At 70.1% G+C, this 17490-nt stretch carries 13 protein-coding genes and 1 riboswitch; of the genes, 8 read left to right on the top strand and 5 right to left on the bottom strand.

Features of this window, described 5'->3' with window-relative positions:
- The first annotated feature begins 62 nt into the window (after positions 1 to 62).
- The 3 genes from ABZ463_RS07970 to ABZ463_RS07960 are packed head-to-tail and all read left to right on the top strand — an operon-like array spanning position 63 to position 3909.
- Complete coding sequence (locus ABZ463_RS07970) at positions 63 to 590, top strand: PadR family transcriptional regulator (protein WP_362774178.1); 528 nt, start codon at positions 63 to 65, stop codon at positions 588 to 590.
- Entirely contained in the window at positions 587 to 1294 is a 708-nt protein-coding gene (locus ABZ463_RS07965) for an ABC transporter ATP-binding protein (RefSeq protein WP_362774174.1), read from the top strand. The genes ABZ463_RS07970 and ABZ463_RS07965 overlap by 4 nt, the downstream gene beginning before the upstream one ends.
- Positions 1291 to 3909, top strand: coding sequence for an FtsX-like permease family protein (locus tag ABZ463_RS07960; protein ID WP_362774171.1), 2619 nt, complete (start codon positions 1291 to 1293; stop codon positions 3907 to 3909). Before ABZ463_RS07965 ends, ABZ463_RS07960 begins: the two co-directional genes overlap by 4 nt.
- 51 nt (positions 3910 to 3960) lie before the next feature.
- Here the strand turns inward: ABZ463_RS07960 and ABZ463_RS07955 are convergent, their stop codons facing one another.
- Positions 3961 to 4893: a hypothetical protein gene (locus ABZ463_RS07955; protein ID WP_362774168.1), complete on the bottom strand. Its 933-nt coding sequence runs from the start codon at positions 4891 to 4893 to the stop codon at positions 3961 to 3963.
- A 208-nt stretch (positions 4894 to 5101) separates the two neighbouring features.
- Here ABZ463_RS07955 and serA point away from each other — a divergent pair, with 208 nt between their 5' ends.
- Positions 5102 to 6691 (top strand): phosphoglycerate dehydrogenase, encoded by a 1590-nt coding sequence (serA, locus tag ABZ463_RS07950; protein ID WP_352010246.1) that lies wholly within the window; start codon positions 5102 to 5104, stop codon positions 6689 to 6691.
- A gap of 525 nt (positions 6692 to 7216) precedes the next feature.
- Here the strand turns inward: serA and ABZ463_RS07945 are convergent.
- Positions 7217 to 7924 (bottom strand): C40 family peptidase, encoded by a 708-nt coding sequence (locus tag ABZ463_RS07945; protein ID WP_352010247.1) that lies wholly within the window; start codon positions 7922 to 7924, stop codon positions 7217 to 7219.
- Positions 7912 to 8126: riboswitch (cyclic di-AMP (ydaO/yuaA leader) on the bottom strand. It overlaps the preceding gene by 13 nt.
- A gap of 148 nt (positions 8127 to 8274) precedes the next feature.
- On the opposite strand from ABZ463_RS07945, the gene ABZ463_RS07940 reads away from it, so the two are divergent.
- From ABZ463_RS07940 to cimA, 3 genes are all read left to right on the top strand, one after another.
- Positions 8275 to 9321: a 3-isopropylmalate dehydrogenase gene (locus tag ABZ463_RS07940; RefSeq protein WP_352010248.1), complete on the top strand. Its 1047-nt coding sequence runs from the start codon at positions 8275 to 8277 to the stop codon at positions 9319 to 9321.
- A gap of 182 nt (positions 9322 to 9503) precedes the next feature.
- Positions 9504 to 10598 (top strand): branched-chain amino acid aminotransferase, encoded by a 1095-nt coding sequence (locus tag ABZ463_RS07935; RefSeq protein ID WP_362774163.1) that lies wholly within the window; start codon positions 9504 to 9506, stop codon positions 10596 to 10598.
- Between the two features lie 450 nt (positions 10599 to 11048).
- The gene (cimA, locus tag ABZ463_RS07930) at positions 11049 to 12629 is read left to right on the top strand and encodes a citramalate synthase (protein WP_352010250.1); all 1581 of its coding nucleotides are present in this window, start codon (positions 11049 to 11051) and stop codon (positions 12627 to 12629) included.
- Positions 12630 to 12689: 60 nt separating this feature from the next.
- Here cimA and ABZ463_RS07925 read toward each other — a convergent pair whose 3' ends face one another.
- The 3 genes from ABZ463_RS07925 to ABZ463_RS07915 form a co-directional block, all read right to left on the bottom strand.
- Positions 12690 to 14318, bottom strand: a complete 1629-nt coding sequence (locus tag ABZ463_RS07925) for a heparinase II/III family protein (protein WP_362774159.1) — start codon at positions 14316 to 14318, stop codon at positions 12690 to 12692.
- A gap of 447 nt (positions 14319 to 14765) precedes the next feature.
- Positions 14766 to 15380 (bottom strand): cysteine hydrolase family protein, encoded by a 615-nt coding sequence (locus tag ABZ463_RS07920; RefSeq protein WP_352010252.1) that lies wholly within the window; start codon positions 15378 to 15380, stop codon positions 14766 to 14768.
- Positions 15381 to 15826: 446 nt separating this feature from the next.
- Positions 15827 to 16783 (bottom strand): helix-turn-helix domain-containing protein, encoded by a 957-nt coding sequence (locus ABZ463_RS07915; protein ID WP_352010253.1) that lies wholly within the window; start codon positions 16781 to 16783, stop codon positions 15827 to 15829.
- Positions 16784 to 16854: 71 nt separating this feature from the next.
- Between ABZ463_RS07915 and ABZ463_RS07910 the strand changes: the two genes are divergently transcribed.
- Complete coding sequence (locus ABZ463_RS07910) at positions 16855 to 17451, top strand: HD domain-containing protein (protein ID WP_352010254.1); 597 nt, start codon at positions 16855 to 16857, stop codon at positions 17449 to 17451.
- Positions 17452 to 17490: the final 39 nt, after the last annotated feature.

The raw sequence follows: 17490 nt of genomic DNA, 5'->3' as shown, positions 1-17490 counted from the left end.
AACCTGTCCAGAATATGCGGATCTCTTGCGACAACCATACTCGGTATGCATACTCGGTATTCATGGCGATCAAGCAAGGACTCCTCGCTCTGCTGAGCCGGGGACCCCGCTACGGCTATCAGTTGCGGGCCGAGTTCGAGGCGTCGACGGGGGCGACCTGGCCGCTCAACATCGGCCAGGTCTACACGACGCTCTCCCGCCTGGAGCGTGACGGCCTGGTGACACCCGGCGAGCAGGACGAGCAGGGCCGGGTCGTCTACACGATCACCGAGGCCGGTCTGACCGAGATGGCGCGATGGTTCAGCACCCCCGTCGCCCAGTCGGACCGGCCTCGGGACGAACTCGTCATCAAGCTCGCCATGGCGGTCGCCGCCGGCGCCGACGTACGGCCTGTCATCCAGGCCCAGCGCGTGGCGACCATGAGCACGCTGCAGGAACTGACCCGGGCGAAACGGGCGAACGCGGAGAGCCCGGCGCAACGGCTGGTCATCGACTCGATGATCTTCCAGGCGGAGGCCGAACAGCGCTGGCTCGACCACTGCGAGGTCGTGCTCACGGCCTCCATCCAGACGCAGGAGAGACATCGATGAGCACAGAACCGGTCCTACGGCTCGCGGACGTGACCCGCGTCCACGGCGAGGGGCCGCAGGCCGTACGGGCGTTACGGGAGGTGAGCCTGGACGTGGCGGCGGGGGAGCTGATCGCGGTGATGGGGCCCTCCGGCTCCGGCAAGTCCACACTGCTCAACCTCGCGGGCGGCCTCGACACCCCGACCTCGGGCGAGGTGGCCGTCGAGGGCACGTCGCTGACGGGCATGCGCGCCGCGGATCTCGCCGGGCTCCGCCGCCGCCACGTCGGCTACGTCTTCCAGGACCTGAACCTGATCCCCTCGCTGACCGCCGTGGAGAACGTCATGCTCCCGCGTGAGCTGGACGGCGTCAGGGCGGCCCAGGCCCGGCGGGAGGCGAGGGAGGTACTGGCCGAGGTCGGCCTCGCCGACGTCGCCGACCGCTTCCCCGACGAGATCTCCGGCGGCCAGCGCCAGCGGGTCGCCATCGCCCGCGCGCTGGCCGGCCAACGGAGGCTGATCCTGGCCGACGAGCCGACCGGCGCCCTCGACACCCCGACCGGCGACGAGGTCCTCCAGCTCCTGCGCACCCGCTGCGACGCGGGAGCGGCGGTCCTCCTCGTCACCCACGAGCCCCGCTACGCGGCCTGGGCTGACCGGGTGGTCTTCCTGCGCGACGGGGAGATCGCCGACATGACCTCCGCCCCCATGGAGAGCGCCCGATGAGCGCCCTGTTCGCCGCGCTGCGGATCTCCCGCAGGGACATCTGGCGCGCCAAGGCGCGCAGCGCGCTCATCGTGGTCATGATCGGCCTCCCGGTCCTGGCCGTCACCGCGGCCCTCACCATCTTCGCCACCCGTGAGCTGACGCCCGAGGAGCAGGTCCCCATGCTCCTCGGCGCGGCCGACGCCCGGCTGGTCGACACGGGGGAGAGCCGACCGATCCGGCAGGATGTGCTCGGCGAAAGCTGGGAACCGTACGGCGAGCGGCGGGCGGAGCCGAGATCCCAGGAGCGGATCCAGGCCCTGCTCGGCCAGGGGGCGCGAGTCATCCCGGTACGTTCGGCCGACGAGGAGTACTCGACGGGCGGCAGGTACACCCCCATCGGCGTCGTCGAGCTGGACCTGCGGGACCCGATGACGAAGGGCATGTTCCCCCTGATCCAGGGACGCTACCCGCGGAGCGCCGACGAGGTCGTGGTCACCGCCTCCAGGAATGTCCCCGTCGGGGCGACGATCCGCTACACCCGCCGCGGCGTGACGAAACACGTGGTGGGCAGGGTGGTCGAACAGCGGACCGAGTACGGCGGCTCGCTCATCGGACTCCCCGGCTCGCTGTTGCCGGCCTCGTCCGGCGGGTCCGGCACGGACGACGCCTGGCTGGCCGACCTGCCCGCCCCGCTCACCTGGGCGGGGACGCTCCGCCTCAACCAGGCCGGGATCGCCGCGATGTCGTCGGCGGTGCTCGCCGACCCGCCCTCGGTGGGGAAGGGCCCGGGACAGGCCCTCGCCTTCCATTGGGGAGGAACGGCATGGACCACCTCGGGGATGGTCTCGGCCGTCTCGGGGATCGTGCTGGCCGTGATCGAGGTCGTGCTGCTCGCGGGCCCCGCCTTCGCGGTGGGCATCCGCCGTCGCCGCAGGGAACTCGCGCTCCTGTCCGCCCAGGGCGCCTCGGCCCGGCACCTCAAACTGGTCGTGCTGGCCGACGGGCTGACCCTGGGACTGGTCGCCGCCGTGCTCGGCCCGGTCCTCGGCGTCGGCGCCGCCAGGGTGATCGCGGTCGTCATGGGGATCTGGCCCGCCGGTGAGCTGGGGCCGTTCGAGGTGCCTGTCGGGCAGATCGTGCCGGTCGCCGTGCTCGGCCTGGTCAGCGGGGTCGCGGCGGCTGTGGTGCCCGCGGTGCAGGCGGCCAGGACGGACGCGGTCACGGTGCTCGCGGGCAGGCGTCCCACGGCGCGTGACCGGGCGGGCCGTCCACTGGCCGGCCTGGTCCTGCTCACGGCGGGGACCGCGGCGATGCTCTACGGGACGGTGAGCATCGAGGCGTGGATCTATCTCGGTGGGGCGCTGGGCCTGCTCGGCCTGGTCATGGTGACGCCCTGGCTGGTCAGGTGGATCGGCGGGCTGGCCGGAGGGCTCCCGCTTCCCCTTCGGCTGGCCGTCAGGGACGCCTCCCGCAACCGGGGCCGTACGGCTCCCGCCGTGGTGGCGGTGTTGGCCGCCGCCGCGGCGTTCAGCACGGTCGCCGTCGGCGCCACCAGCAGCGTCGCGACGGGGGAACGGCACTACCGGACCGGCTACCCCCAGGGCACGACCGTTATCTACGGGGACGACGTCCCCAAGGAGACCTGGGAGCGGATCAGGCCGCTCGTCGCCGAGGTGTTCCCGAGGACGACGCCGCTCGCGACGTACCAGGCACTCGACGGGGAGGGCGGGGCGCTGGACTTCGCGCTGGAGCGCCGTTCCTGTCGGAAATGCTTCACCTTGTGGGGGCCGCTGGGCACTCTGCCAGTGGGCGGCCCAGACCTGCTGCGCCTCCTGCTGGGCCGTACCGACCGGGCGGCGGAGGTCGCGCTGGCCGAGGGCAAGGTGGTGATCTTCGATCCGGCCGTGGTCAGGAACGGGGAGGTCCGGTTGGCCGTCCGGAGGCTCCCGGTGGGGGGCGAGAAGCCCGCGGTCACCATGCCTGCGGTCGGCGCCACCGTCCAGGGGCCCGCGCTGGTGCTCGGGGTGGCGCCGGAGGCGGCGGTGACCAGGGCGGGCTACGTCCCCGGCCTCATCGGGTTCATCGTTCGCCCGGAGGACGGCCGTCCCGACCCGGAGCGGGAGCGGCGGCTCAGCGAGGCGATACGCGTGATCACCCCCGACGTCACGGTCACGACGGCGGGGAGCGTGGACTCCGGCAGGATCGATCCCACCCTGTGGGTCATGGGGGCGCTGGCCTCGCTCGTGGTGCTCGGCGGTACGCTCGCCGCCTCGGGCCTCGCCGCCGCCGACGCACGGCCCGACCTGGACACGCTCTCGGCGGTCGGGGCCCGGCCCCGCACCCGCAGGGCGGTCGCGGCGGGGCAGGCGGTGTTCGTCGCGGGCCTGGGGGTGCCCCTCGGTCTGCTGGTCGGCCTGCTGCCCGGGTTCGCCATGGCGAGCCAGTCGGTCGTGCAGCGCAACGACTACCGGGAGGTCGGGTTCAACGGGGTCGCCTACCCCAAGCTTGAGATGGTCCTCAGCGTTCCGTGGCCTCCCCTCGTCGCCGTCGGGGTCGGGCTGCCGCTGCTGGCGGGACTGATCGCCCTGGCCTTCGCCAGGACCGGGGTCACGCTGACCCGGCGGCTGGGTTAGTCAGGCGGACAGGTGGCGGCCCGTTCAGGGGCGGGCCGCCACCTGTCCGGCTCAGTCGGTGGTGCCCGCGCAGACCACGTGGGCGCCGATCTCGATCATCCGCTGCTCGCTGCGGGCGTCGGCGACCCTGGCCATCAGGATCGGCGCCTCGCTGGCGGCCAGCTGCGGCAGCCGGGCGCGCACTCCGCGGTGGATGTCCCTGACCACGTCCTCGGCCGCCGACATGTGCACCTTGACGTGCAGCATGATCCCGGGGGCCCCCGAGGAGGTCTTGGCCTCGGAGATCCACACGTGGTGCACGAGCGGGTAGTCGGCGAGCACGTAGGAGATCGCGAAGCGCAGCGCGGGCAGGATCGGGTGTGTGCAGCGCCCGTAACCGGGATCGACCATCTGCATCGGCCCCGACAGGTGGGGACGCGGCGCGGGGATCCACGGCTGGGCGGCGGGCGCGGGCGGCACGGGGGCCGGGCCGGTGCGCCGGCCCGCCGCGGGAGCCACTGTGGGAGCGGCTGCGGGAGCCACCGGGGTCGCCGGAGCCACGGGGACGACCGGAGGCACGGAGGCACGCGGGACCGTGGCCATCGCTCCGGTCGCGTAGGCCGTCGGGGCCGCGCTCGACAGCGCGGGCGTCGGGCCGGTGCGGGTGGAGAGCAGGTGGCGCTGGAGATCCTCGATCGGTACGGCCGCCGCCGCCGGACCGGCGGCGTCGATCACGATCTCGCGCACGCCGGTGGCACGCTGGATGTCGAGGATGGTGTCGGCGTCGCACGCCGACAGGGCGTGGTTGCCGCGGTGGCGCGCGTAGGTGCTCTGCGAGGTGTAGCCGAGCAGGACCCGTTCGCCGGTCTGGGTCGTGCCGAGCACGACGGAGCGATCAGGGCGCACGGCCACGAGGAGCCCGTATTCGGCCAGCGCCGTCAGCAGCCGGTGCGGGCTGCCGTGTTGCGAGAGTACGTCGCCGAGAGCGGGGTTCCCGATGCTCATACACGGAACCTTAGGTAGAGAACCACGGCTTATCAGGGTAATCGCGAAGTTTTATCTAGATCAAGACCAAGATGAATTTTGTAGGCATAGAAGGTGTACGAAGTGGGTAACCGTCTCGGATCGCGGGACACTCGTGAACGCGTTCACAAGCCTCGATAGACTACGTGAGGTCCGTCCGCAGCCTCCACGTCTCCAAAGGATCCAGCCCGTGAACAAGCCCGTCGTACTGGTCGCAGAGGAACTCTCCGAGGCAGGTCTCGCCGTCCTGGGAGCCGACTTCGAGGTCCGCCACACCGACGGCGCCGACCGCGCCAAGTTCCTGCCCGCCCTCGCCGACGTGGACGCGCTCATCGTGCGCAGCGCCACCCAGGTGGACGCGGAGGCGATCGCCGCCGCGCCCAAGCTCCGCGTCGTCGCCCGCGCGGGCGTCGGACTCGACAACGTCGACGTTGAGGCCGCGACCAAGGCAGGCGTCATGGTCGTCAACGCCCCCACCTCCAACATCACCAGCGCCGCCGAGCACACCGTCGCGCTGATCCTCGCCTCGGCCCGCAACGTCGCCCAGGCCCACGCCGCGCTCAAGGGCGGCGAGTGGAAGCGTTCGAAGTACACCGGCGTCGAGCTGGACGAGAAGGTCGTCGGCATCCTCGGTCTCGGCAAGATCGGCCAGCTGGTCGCCCAGCGCCTGCAGCCGTTCGGCGTCGAGCTGATCGCCTACGACCCCTACCTGCAGCCCGCCCGCGCCGCGCAGATGGGCGTCAGGCTGGCCTCCCTCGAAGAGGTCCTGCGCGAGTCCGACTTCATCACCGTGCACCTGCCCAAGTCCAAGGAGACCGTCGGGCTCATCGGTGACCGCGAGCTGCACCAGGTCAAGCCGTCGGTTCGCCTGATCAACGTCGCGCGCGGCGGCATCATCGACGAGGGCGCCCTCTACTCCGCGATCAAGGAAGGCCGCGTCGCGGGCGCGGGCATCGACGTGTTCCCCAAGGAGCCCGTCACCGACAGCCCGCTGTTCGAGCTGGACCAGGTCGTCGTCACCCCGCACCTGGGCGCCTCGACCCACGAGGCCCAGGAGAAGGCCGGCACCCAGGTCGCGCGCAGCGTGAAGCTGGCCCTGGCCGGCGAGTTCGTGCCGGACGCCGTCAACGTCCAGGGCGGCGCCGTCGCCGAGGACGTCAAGCCGGGTCTGCCCCTGGCGGAGAAGCTCGGCCGCGTCTTCACCGCCCTCGCCGGTGAGGTCGCCACCAGGCTCGACGTCGAGGTGCGCGGTGAGATCGCCTCCCAGGACGTCCGCGTGCTGGAGCTGGCCGCCCTCAAGGGCGTCTTCACCGACGTGATCGAGGACTCCGTCACCTACGTCAACGCCCCGCTCCTGGCCAAGGACCGCGGCGTCACCGTCGAGCTGGTGACCAGCGCGGAGAGCCCCGACTGGCGCAACGTGGTGACCGTCCGCGGTGTCCTGGCCGACGGCCGCGCCGTCTCGGTCTCCGGCACGCTCTCCGGCCCGCGGCAGGTCACGAAGATCGTCGAGGTCAACGGCTACCAGATGGAGATCGAGCCGACCGACCACCTGTCGTTCTTCACCTACGACGACCGCCCCGGCGTCGTCGGCGTCGTCGGCCGCATCCTCGGCGACCACGGCATCAACATCGCCTCCATGCAGGTCGCCAGGGACGCCAAGGGCGGCAAGGCCCTCATCGCGCTGACCGTCGACTCCGCCATCCCGGCCGAGGTGATCGACCAGATCGGCGGCGAGATCGGCGCCGACAGCGGCCGCTCGGTCGACCTGGCCGACTGATCCCGGAGCACGGCTCCCACGGCCGCCGTCCCCGTTCGCGGGGCGGCGGCCGTCTGCTTTTCCGGCCGAGCCTCGTCTCAATATGTGAGAAGCCTGCACGAGGGGTGAGACAGATTGCGGAGGGCCGGTTATTATGGCTGGTAATGCGCCAGGTTCTCGTACTTATTACCTGCCGCGGCGAGGCCTGACACAGGGGCGGGCCGGCAACTCGCCGCGGTGTGATGGCGTTCGTCGGCCCCGGTTTCCCGTCGATCCGTGATCCGGATCCGCGATCCGATGAGGGCCCGTGACCAGGGTCCAGGCTCCCCTTCCTCCTTCAGCCAGCTCCGTGCGAACGAGACGAGAAGCGTCATGTACGACATGTATCCCTGGAACCGTCCCGAGGACAACGAGAACGAGGCCGCCCAGGCCCTGCAGACCGCGCTGGACCGCCGCGACAACGGCGGAGTGCCCCCGCACTCCTCCTGAGCCGGGTCCCTCCGAGGCCACGGGCGGTGCGGCGCCCGGGACCGGGAGAGGCGTGGGTCAGCGGGCGAGGGCCGTACCGGCCTGGGTCGACTGCCTGATCGCCGTGTCCAGCTCGGCCCGCTCGTCGGCGAGTTCGACCCCCTTGGGGTCTGGCCGTACGGCTCCCGCGAAGCTGGCGCGGCGCCAGGCCTGCAGCTTCTCCACCTTGACCACGTCGCCGCTGCGCGGGGCGTGGACCATGTAACCGGGCTTGGTGATCATGCCGACGTGACCGAGGTTGTGGAAGAAGACCAGGTCACCGGGTTTGAGGTTCTTCCAGGAGATCTTCCTGGCGAACGCGGAGTACTGCTGGGTCGTCGTGCGGGGCAGCCGGATGCCCGCGGCGCCGTACGCGCGGAGCATCAGGCCCGAGCAGTCGAAGCCGCCCCTGCCCGTGCCGCCCCAGACGTACGGTGTGCCGCGCTTGGACATCGCCCAGTTCAGCGCCTTCTTCCAGGCCGGGACCTTCCGCGCGGTCCCGGAGAAGCCGGCCGGGGCGGGTTCGACGGCGGGAGCGGTGAGCGGGGTCCGGGAGCTCTCCGCGGTGGGGGCCGGGTGCGCGAGGGCGAATCCGGCGGCGGCGAGCGCGAGGAGAGGAGTGGGGGAGGAGGTGGTGAGGGAGGAGTCCGCCAGTGCGACGGCGGGTGTCGCGAGGATGGTCGAGCCGGTGACGATCAGGGTCAGGACACGGGGGTAGGTCTTGCCGTTCAGGACCGTTCCTTCCATAGGGCCGGCCGGGTGAGCTGTCGGGCTCGGGCGTGGAGGTCGCCCTACGGCGCGTGGTGGCGCCGACTCGCCCCGAGGGGCCTCGTGGAAAACGCCGGAAACGTGCTCCGCCAGACGGAGTGCGGCTCGGACGCCCCGTGGACCCCGGAAGTGGTTCCCCGGCTCCGCGCGGACCGAAAGAGGGGGATGGCCTGCGCGAATTAGGCGACGATACGAATGGCCAGGACCTTAACGAAACGGTCAAAAGATCGCAAACAGGACAAACTTTTCAGGGCCTTCCGGGGTGAGAAGTGTCCGAGGGGTGAGATCGGTGGTTCGATTGTCGAGACAGAGCAGATAGGGTGCCCGTTATGGATTCGCGCAATGTTCGTCTGGCCGTCATCCCTGGAGACGGGATCGGGACCGAGGTCGTCACCGAGGGCCTGAAGGTCCTCGAAGCCGTCGGAACGAAGGTGGAGACCACCACCTACGACCTGGGTGCCGGCCGGTACCACAGAACCGGTGAGGTCCTTCCCGAGGCGGTCCTCGACGAACTGCGCGGCTACGACGCGATCCTGCTCGGCGCGGTCGGCGACCCCAGTGTGCCGCCGGGCATCCTGGAGCGCGAGTTGCTGCTCAAGCTCCGCTTCGAGCTCGACCACTACGTCAACCTGCGTCCGGTCAAGCTCTTCCCCGGCGTCGCGACCCCGCTGGGCGGCTCCCGCCCCGAGGACATCGACATGGTCGTCATCCGCGAGGGCACCGAGGGCCTCTACGCGGGCGCCGGTGGTGTGCTGCGCCGCGGCACGCCGTACGAGATCGCCACGCAGGAGTCGCTGAACACCGCCTACGGTGTCGAGCGCGTCGTCCGCTACGCCTTCGAGAAGGCGCTCAGCAGGCCGCGCAAGAAGCTGTCGCTGATCCACAAGACCAACGTCCTCACCTTCGCCGGTGACCTGTGGTCCCGCACCGTCGACCGGGTCAGCCTTGAGTACCCCGACGTCGCCACCGACTACTACCACGTCGACGCGGCCTCGATGTTCTTCGTCACCCAGCCGGAGCGGTTCGACGTGATCGTCACCGACAACCTCTTCGGCGACATCATCACCGACCTCGGCGCCGCCGTCGCCGGTGGCATCGGCCTCGCGGCCAGCGGGAACGTCAACCCCGACCGCACCGCGCCCAGCATGTTCGAGCCGGTCCACGGCAGCGCCCCGGACATCGCGGGCCAGGGCAAGGCCGACCCGACCGCCACGATCCTGTCGGTCGCCATGCTCCTGGACCACCTCGGCCTGACCGAGGAGGCGGCCAAGGTCGAGCAGGCCGTGGCCGAGGACTTGGTCGAGCGCCAGACCGGGTGGGCGAGCCGTACCACCCACGAGATCGGCGACGACATCACCGCCCGAGTAGCCGGCTGACAAGCCGCCCGCACGACCCCAGACGCGCCCGGTGGCTCAGCAGAGCCGCCGGGCGCGTCTTTTTTGTTCGTCTCACCGAGCAGGCTGCCGGATTTTGGCATATATGCAGTAGTTTTCCGGTGCCTGCTCCGTCCCAGAATGGACCGTAGGTGCACTCCGCCACGAAGAGAAGGACCGCCGCCATGACCACCGCTCAGAAGCTGACCTTCGACGTGCAGCTCTCCGACCACGCTCGTTCCACGGCCGAGCGCGAGCAGGTACTGGCGAATCCCGGATTCGGTCAGACCTTCACCGACCACATGATCTCCATCGACTACACCGAGGGGGAGGGCTGGCACGACGCGCGGCTCACGCCGTACGGCCCGCTCAGCCTCGACCCGGCGACGTCGGTCTTCCACTACGCCCAGGAGCTCTTCGAGGGGCTGAAGGCCTACCGGCAGGGGAACGGCTCGATCGCCTGCTTCAGGCCGTACGCCAACGCCGCCCGCTTCAACCAGTCGGCGCTGCGCATGGCCATGCCCGAACTGCCGCAGGAGGCCTTCGTCGAGTCGATCGAACTGCTCGTGCAGACCGACCGCGAATGGGTGCCGACCACCCAGGGCCACAGCCTCTACCTGCGCCCCTTCATGATCGCCACCCAGCCCGCGCTCGGCGTCAACTACCCCTCGCGGACCTACCGCTACATGGTGATCGCCTCTCCCGCGGCGGCCTACTTCGGCGCGGCCAAGGCCGTCTCGGTCTGGCTGTCCACCGAGTACACCCGCGCGGCCCCCGGCGGCACCGGCTTCGCCAAGTGCGGCGGCAACTACGCCGCGGCCTTCGTCGCGCAGCGCCAGGCCGTCGAGCAGGGCTGTGACCAGGTCGTCTGGCTCGACGCCAACGAGCACCGCTACGTCGAGGAGATGGGCGGGATGAACCTGTTCTTCGTCTACGGAGACCGGCTGCTCACCCCCGCCCTGACCGGCACCCTCCTGCCCGGCATCACCCGTGACTCGATCCTCTCCCTGGCCGCCGAACTCGGCCTGACCGCCGAGGAGGGCCGCCTGTCGATCGAGGAGTGGCAGGCGGGCTGCGAGTCCGGCGACCTCACCGAGGTCTTCGCCTGCGGCACCGCCGCCGTGGTGAGCCCGGTCGGCTCGGTCAAGGGCGCCGACCGCGCCTGGACCGTCGGCGACGGCACCCAGGGCCCGGTCACCGCCAAGGTCCGCGAAGCCCTGGTCGGCATCCAGTACGGCTCCCGCCCCGACACCCATGGCTGGGTGCACAAGATCTGCTGACCTCGCGGACCCGAGGCCGCCGGCGACCGGGAGCGTCAGCGACGCCACCCGGCCGCCGGCGGCCTGAACCCATGAACTCCCCCGGCCGCGCCCGCGGGCGCGCCGTCGGGCCATGTGGCGTGCGCGCGTGGGCACCGCCCCACGGCCGGATCCGGGAAAGTCGCCTTCGGGTGGCCGTTCCCGCTGGTCAGAGCTGTCTCCGCGAACGGTTTCCGGGCGCGTCGGCGGGACGGGCGTTCCAGATCCTGAGATCAATGTGTCAAGTGGTGGTTGGGTGTGGCAGACTCCAAGACACCATGTTCTACGGTCTGCTCATTATCGGCAGGCGCGCTGGCTGAAAAAGGACACCGCCAGCGCGCAGACCTCTCACGTCCGTGAGGGGTTTTTTTGTTTCTCGGAGCCGAGAGAGCGCGCGGCGAATCACATCGAAACCCCGCGAAGGAGACTGATATGGCCGACGACCGCTTCCACGTGTACGACACGACACTCCGTGACGGTGCCCAGCAGGAGGGCCTCAACCTCACGGTCGTGGACAAGCTGGCCATCGCCCGCCACCTGGACAGCCTGGGCGTCGGCTTCATCGAAGGCGGTTGGCCGGGAGCCAACCCCAAGGACACAGAGTTCTTCAGACGGGCTCGAACAGAGCTCGATCTGAAGCACGCGCAGCTAGCCGCGTTCGGCGCGACCCGCCGAGCAGGTGTCAAGGCCGCCGACGACCCGTTGGTCGCCGCGCTGCGCGAATCCGGCGCGCCGGTCGTGACCCTTGTCGCCAAGAGTCACGACCGGCACGTGGAGCTGGCCCTTCGCACGACTCTCCAGGAGAACCTCGCGATGATCCGCGACACGGTCTCTCACCTTCGTGCGGAGGGCCAGCGAGTCTTCCTCGACGCCGAGCACTTCTTCGACGGCTACAAGTCCAACCCAGCTTACGCGCTCGAAGTCCTGCGCACCGCCGCCGAGGCGGGGGCCTCGGTCATCGCCCTGTGCGACACCAACGGCGGCATGCTCCCCGACGAACTCGCCGAGGTCGTCGCCGCCGCCGTCGCGACCACGGCCAGGATCGGCATCCACTGCCACGACGACACCGGCTGCGCGGTGGCCAACACCCTGGCCGCGGTGAAGGCGGGCGCCACCCACGTACAGGGCTGCGCCAACGGCTACGGTGAGCGCTCGGGCAACGCCAACCTGTTCACCGTGGTCGCCAACCTCCAGCTCAAGCGGGGCTTCGACCTCGTCCCGAAGGAGGCGCTGGCCGACATGACCCGCGTCGCGCACGCCATCACCGAGGTCACCAACGTCACCCCGAACTCCCACGCCCCCTACGTGGGTGTCTCCGCCTTCGCTCACAAGGCCGGGCTGCACGCCAGCGCCATCAAGGTCGACCCCAACCTCTACCAGCACATCGACCCCTCCCTGGTCGGCAACGACATGCGCATGCTCGTCTCCGACATGGCGGGCCGCGCCTCCGTCGAGCTCAAGGGGCGCGAACTCGGCTACGACCTGTCGCCGGACACCTCGCGCGTCCTCGTCGAACGGGTCAAGGAGCTTGAGTCGAAGGGCTACACCTTCGAGGCGGCCGACGCCTCCTTCGAGCTGCTGCTGCGCGACACCGTCGCCGGTGACCGCAAGCGGCGTCACTTCGAGGTCGAGTCGTGGCGGGTGATCGTCGAGCGGACCCGCGACGGCGAACTGGTCAGCGAGGCCACGGTCAAGCTGCACGCCAAGGGCGAGCGGATCGTCTCGACCGGTGAGGGCAACGGCCCGGTCAACGCCCTGGACAAGGCCGTACGGCTCGGCCTGGAGAAGCTCTACCCCGAGCTCGCGGCCGTCGAGCTGATCGACTTCAAGGTGCGCATCCTTGAGGGCACCCACGGCACGGACGCCGTGACCAGGGTCCTCATCACGTCGAGCGACGAGACCGGTGAGTGGGCGACCGTCGGCGTCGACGAGAACATCATCGAGGCCTCCTGGCAGGCCCTTGAGCAGGCGGTCACCTACGGCCTGCTCAGGGCGGGCCACATCGCCGACTGACCTCACAACCGAGGGGTACGGCCTGGGCCGTACCCCTCGCCGGACGGGCGGAGAGCGAGGTCAGGACAGGTTGGCGCCCGAGACCTTGAAGGTGACCTGACCCTCGGAGGTCTGCAGCCGCACCCTGCCGCCCGAGCAGGAGACCTCGGGGGAGGCGGTTCCCGGCACCACGACGGTGAGCAGCGCGCCCTCCGTGGCGGGGGACAGGACCGCGGGAGCGGCCTGCTTGTTCAGATAGGTGGGAGAGACCCAGCCCTGGAAGGGGTTCTGCTGGCCGGAGACCACCCGCTGCCCGCCGACCGGCTTGCAGGAGGGCATGGACAGCTGGACCAGCGTCGCCTTCCAGCCGGACTTGTCCTTGACCACGACCCGGCCGCCGCCGTTGGAGACCAGGGACATTTCACGGGCGAAGTGCCAGACGTTGCTCACCTTGGAGCCCCGGGGCACGGTGTCCAGCACCGCCATCACGTCATCGCCGTGGTTGACCAGCACCGACCGGGTCCTCGGCACGCCGTAGGCCCTGTCGGTCAGCCGGTAACTCTGCCTGTCCTGCCCGACCGAGGACTTGCTCAGGGCGCTGGCCGTCTTGGGACGGAACCGGGCACCGACCACGGCGGGGGTGTTGTGCGCCTCCGGCGACATCGTCCAACGCCGGTAGGGGGTCTTCTCGTAGGAGTCGAAGCCCACGTCGACCAGGACGTCACGGCCCTGCGCGTAGTAGGTCACACCCAGGTGGTCCTCATGGCCGTGGAACCTCAGGGCCGGGCCGAACCGGATCGAGTAGAACGCCGACTCCGGCTTGCCCCAGGCGGTGCGCCCGTAGACATAGCCGTTGCCGAAGACCCGGACCGTCTTCTTGGGGTGGTCGTAACCCGAGGGTTGTACGTCTGCGCCACCGTCGCCGATCGGGACCATGAACCCGTTCGGCTGCGTCGAGTGGGCGATGAAGTCCTCAAGAGACTCCCACCGGGAGCGGATCTCGCCGGGAACCTTCCTGCCGCACTCCTCGATGCGCTCCATCGCGAGCTTGAGCCGGTCGTAGACGTAGATCGCGTACCGGGGGGCCTGCTCACGCAGCACCCCCTGGGAGTCGATGTCGAGCTTGACGGTCGTGGTCAGCCGCCTGAGCGCCAGGTTCGACCACGTCGTGTTCTTGAAGCGGCAGCCGATGCCGAACAGCGCGATGTCCTGGTCCATCCCATGGTTGTGCCCCTTCTCGTACAGGGCCGGGTTGGAGAGCATCTTGGCGTGCTCGGCCAGGCTCTTCGACAGCCAGGACTCGTTGACGTGCCTGCTCAGGCACGTCAGGGCCGGGGCGCGCAGGGCGATCGGGTGCTCCTGCCAGGCGTACGGGCTGGCCTTCGGCCCCCCGCCCCTGGGGTTGTCCGCCACCCAGTCCTTGGCGATCTCGGTGGCCCGGGCCAGATAGGCCTTCTCCCCGGTCGTCTCGTAGTCGGCGACCAGGCGGCCCATCCAGCGCAGCGAGTGGAAGACCATGCTCCAGGACCGGTTGCGGTACGGGTCGGTACGCCAGTTGACGTCCTTGCCCACCTTCACCGGCGGCAGCCCGACGAACTCGACCTTGCCCGCCATGATGTCCGCCGAGGTCGGCGTCGCCGGCAGCCAGTCTCCCTGGCACTCGGCCGTCCGCTTGACCGTTTCGGCGGCCTGCGCCGTACCGTTCGTCACGCCGCAGGCCAGGGCCAGGACGAACGAGACGGCCAGCGCTGTGCTCCTCTGCGCCGTCCGGCGGCGTCGCGAGGTTCGGGAGCCTTCGAGCCGGAGCTTTTCCTCATCTCTCCGTCGTCGTGCTCCCGCGTTCCTCAGTCCAAGCACCGACGGCGCCCAAACCAAAACCCTCACCCCTAACCGACGGCGCTCGAACCAGAACTCTCAACCCCGGCGATGAGGGGGCCAAGGTCGGCTCCTCACTCCAAGCACGGACGGCGCCCAGGCCACGCCGTTCACCAGAGAAGGGGGCGCTGGACGGCTCTGTCCGCGGGGGTGTCCAGGTCGGGTCAGTTTAGCGGTGAGTCATCGGGGAAAAGCGGGCCCTCTGGTTTCTTTGTGGCTTCTGTGACCTTTTGGGGGTGAGGGGCGCCTGAGGCGCCCCCGGCGGAGCCGTTCTCGTGCCGGTCAGGGGGTGGCGCGGGCGATCTCGGTGCTCACCCAGATGTTCGAGTGGGGGAGGGGCTCACCGGCCCTGACCGCGTCGATCCACTCCGCGGTGGTCGCCACGGCGGCGAAGTTGGAGGCCATCACCACCAGCACGTGGTTGTGCAGCTCCTCGGCCGTCGCGGTGCCCGCGTTGTTGGACAGCGGGAGGGCGCCGGTCGCGTCGGACAGGAACTCCACCTTCAGGCCCAGGTGGGCGGCGTCCCGGGCGGTCGACTCGTCGCAGTTCTGGGTCATGTAGCCGGTGATGGTCACCGTGTCGATCTCCTGAGCGGCCAGCCACCCGGCCAGATCCGTCCCGGCGAAGGACGACGCCAGCGTCTTGTCCACCAGGTGGTCGTACGGCCTGCTCCCGACCTCCTCGCGTAGCTCCCAGGAGGGGCTGCCCTTCGCGAACAGCGGGGACTCGGCCGGAGCGGTGTGCCTGACGATCACCACGGGGACACCGTGCTCGCGCGCCACGTCCATGGTGGCCACGATGTTGGCGAGACTCTCCTGCCGAGGGGGGAAGGCGATCGGGAGATTGCCGGTGAAGTACTCGTTCTGGACGTCGATGACGACTAGTGCTCGCTTCATGACTCCAGCTTGACGGGGCGGACGGTGGCCGCGTGATAGTTCTCTCAGCCATCGACCACAAAAATCCGGCCCTGCCTATTCGCGGCGCCTGCGGCGCCGCGGGCTTGGGCGCTGTGTCTCTTTGCGCCGCCTCGCGGCGGCGCGGGCTTGGGCGCTTCGAGCCAACGCTTTCCCTCGTCGCTCATCCGCTTCGCTCCTTCGCTCCTCAGTCCAAGCGTCGGCGCGCCCAAGCCGGGTTTCTTTGCTCCGCCTGGCGGCGTCGCGGGCTTGGGCGCTTCGGGTCGGTGCTTTCCCTCGTCGTTCGTCCGCTTCGCTCCTTCGCTCCTCAGTCCAAGCACCGACGCGCCCAAGCCGGACACTCTTCATGCACGGCACCGGTAGGGCACAAAAGCCATACCCCTCACGGACGGCACCGGTAAGGCTTAAGCCAAGGGAGAGTCCTTGGGTCAGGCTGGGGGGCCGAAGGCTTGGCGGTAGGTGGTGGGGGAGACGCCTACCTGGCGGCGGAAGTGGGGGCGTAGGGCCACCGCGGAGGCGAAGCCGGATCTGCGGGCCACCCGTTCGACCGGTTCGCCGGTGGTTTCGAGCAGGCGTTGCGCGTGCAGGACCCGCTGGTGGAGCAGCCACTGGGTGGGGGTGGTTCCGGTGGCCTGGCGGAAGCGCCGGTCGAAGGTGCGGCGGCTCATCATGGCCCGGGAGGACAGGGCGTCCACGGTCAGCTCCTGGTCGAGGTTGCGCAGAGCCCACTCCAGGGTCTCGCCCAGCGGGTCGCCGGTCTCGGGAACCGGAACGGGATGGTCGATGTACTGCGCCTGCCCACCGGCCCTGTGCGGCGGCATCACCATGGACCTGGCGATGTCGTTGGCCACCTGGTGGCCGTAGGCCCTGCGGACGAGATGGAGACACAGGTCGATGCCGCCCGCGCTTCCCGCCGAGGTCAGCAGGTCACCCTCGTCCACGTACAGCACGTCGGGCTTGACCTCGATGCTCGGATACCTGGAGGCGAGCAGCGGGGCGTAACGCCAGTGGGTCGCGGCGGGCCGTCCGTCCAGCAGGCCGGCCGCGGCCAGCACGAACGTGCCCAGGCACAGTCCGACGACGGTCGCGCCCCTGCGGTGGGCCGTACGCAGCGCCTCAAGGGACTCGGCGGCGGGCGGCCGGTCGAGCGGGTGCCGCCAGGTCGGCACGATCACCAGGTCGGCCTCGTCCACGGCGTCCAAGCCGTACGGCGCCGACAACGCGATGCCCGCGTCCGTCCGCACCGGGCCGCCCTCGGCGGAGACCGCCCGCACGTCGAACTCCGGCGAGCCGGTACGTCGTTCGCCGAAGACCGCGATCGGCACGGAGGCCTCGAAGAGCGGGATCTCGTCGAACATCACCACGGCGATCGTCCTGAACCCCATGGCGGAATCCTATCGATGGTTGTCTCTCCGGCCACTCGCAGGTCATCGGCGGTCACGGCAGGCTGAATCGCATGAAATACGCCGAAATCGTGGTCCCCGAGACCCCGGCCACCCGCGCGGCCATCGAGGTGGCGACCGCCTACTGTTCGCCCGCGCTGCTGAACCACTCCGTGCGGGCCTACCTGTGGGCCGCGGCGTACGCCGCGATGAACGACATCGCCTTCGACGCCGAACTGCTCTACGTCTCCTCGATGCTCCACGACATCGGGCTGGTCAGGGAGTTCGACAGCCACACGGTGCCGTTCGAGGAGGCGGGGGGCCACCTCGCGTGGGTCTTCTGCGCGGCGGCCGGATGGCCGGTGGAACGGCGGGTGCGCGCCTGCGAGGTGATCGTGCGCCACATGTGGGCCGAGGTGGACGTCGAGAAGGACCCGGAGGGCCACCTGCTCGAACTGTCCACCGGCCTGGACATCTCGGGAAGACGGTCGGAGGCCTTCCCCGAGGAGCTGAGGGCCGAGATCCTCGAACGTCACCCCCGCCTCGGGATCGCCGGGGAGTTCGCCGCGTGCTTCGAGGACCAGGCGAAGCGCAAACCCACCAGCCTGGCCGGCCACTTCGTCCGCAACGGCTTCGCCGCCCGGGTCGCGTCGAACGTCCTGGACCGCTGACGCGCGGCGGCGCCCACGGTGCCCGCGAAGGGCCGTGCT

It is taken from the genome of Streptosporangium sp. NPDC020145 (genome assembly GCF_040631275.1).
GTDB lineage: Bacteria > Actinomycetota > Actinomycetes > Streptosporangiales > Streptosporangiaceae > Streptosporangium.
The sequence above is the reverse complement of the archived record's forward strand: the minus strand, read 5'-3'. Positions and strand labels throughout refer to the sequence as shown.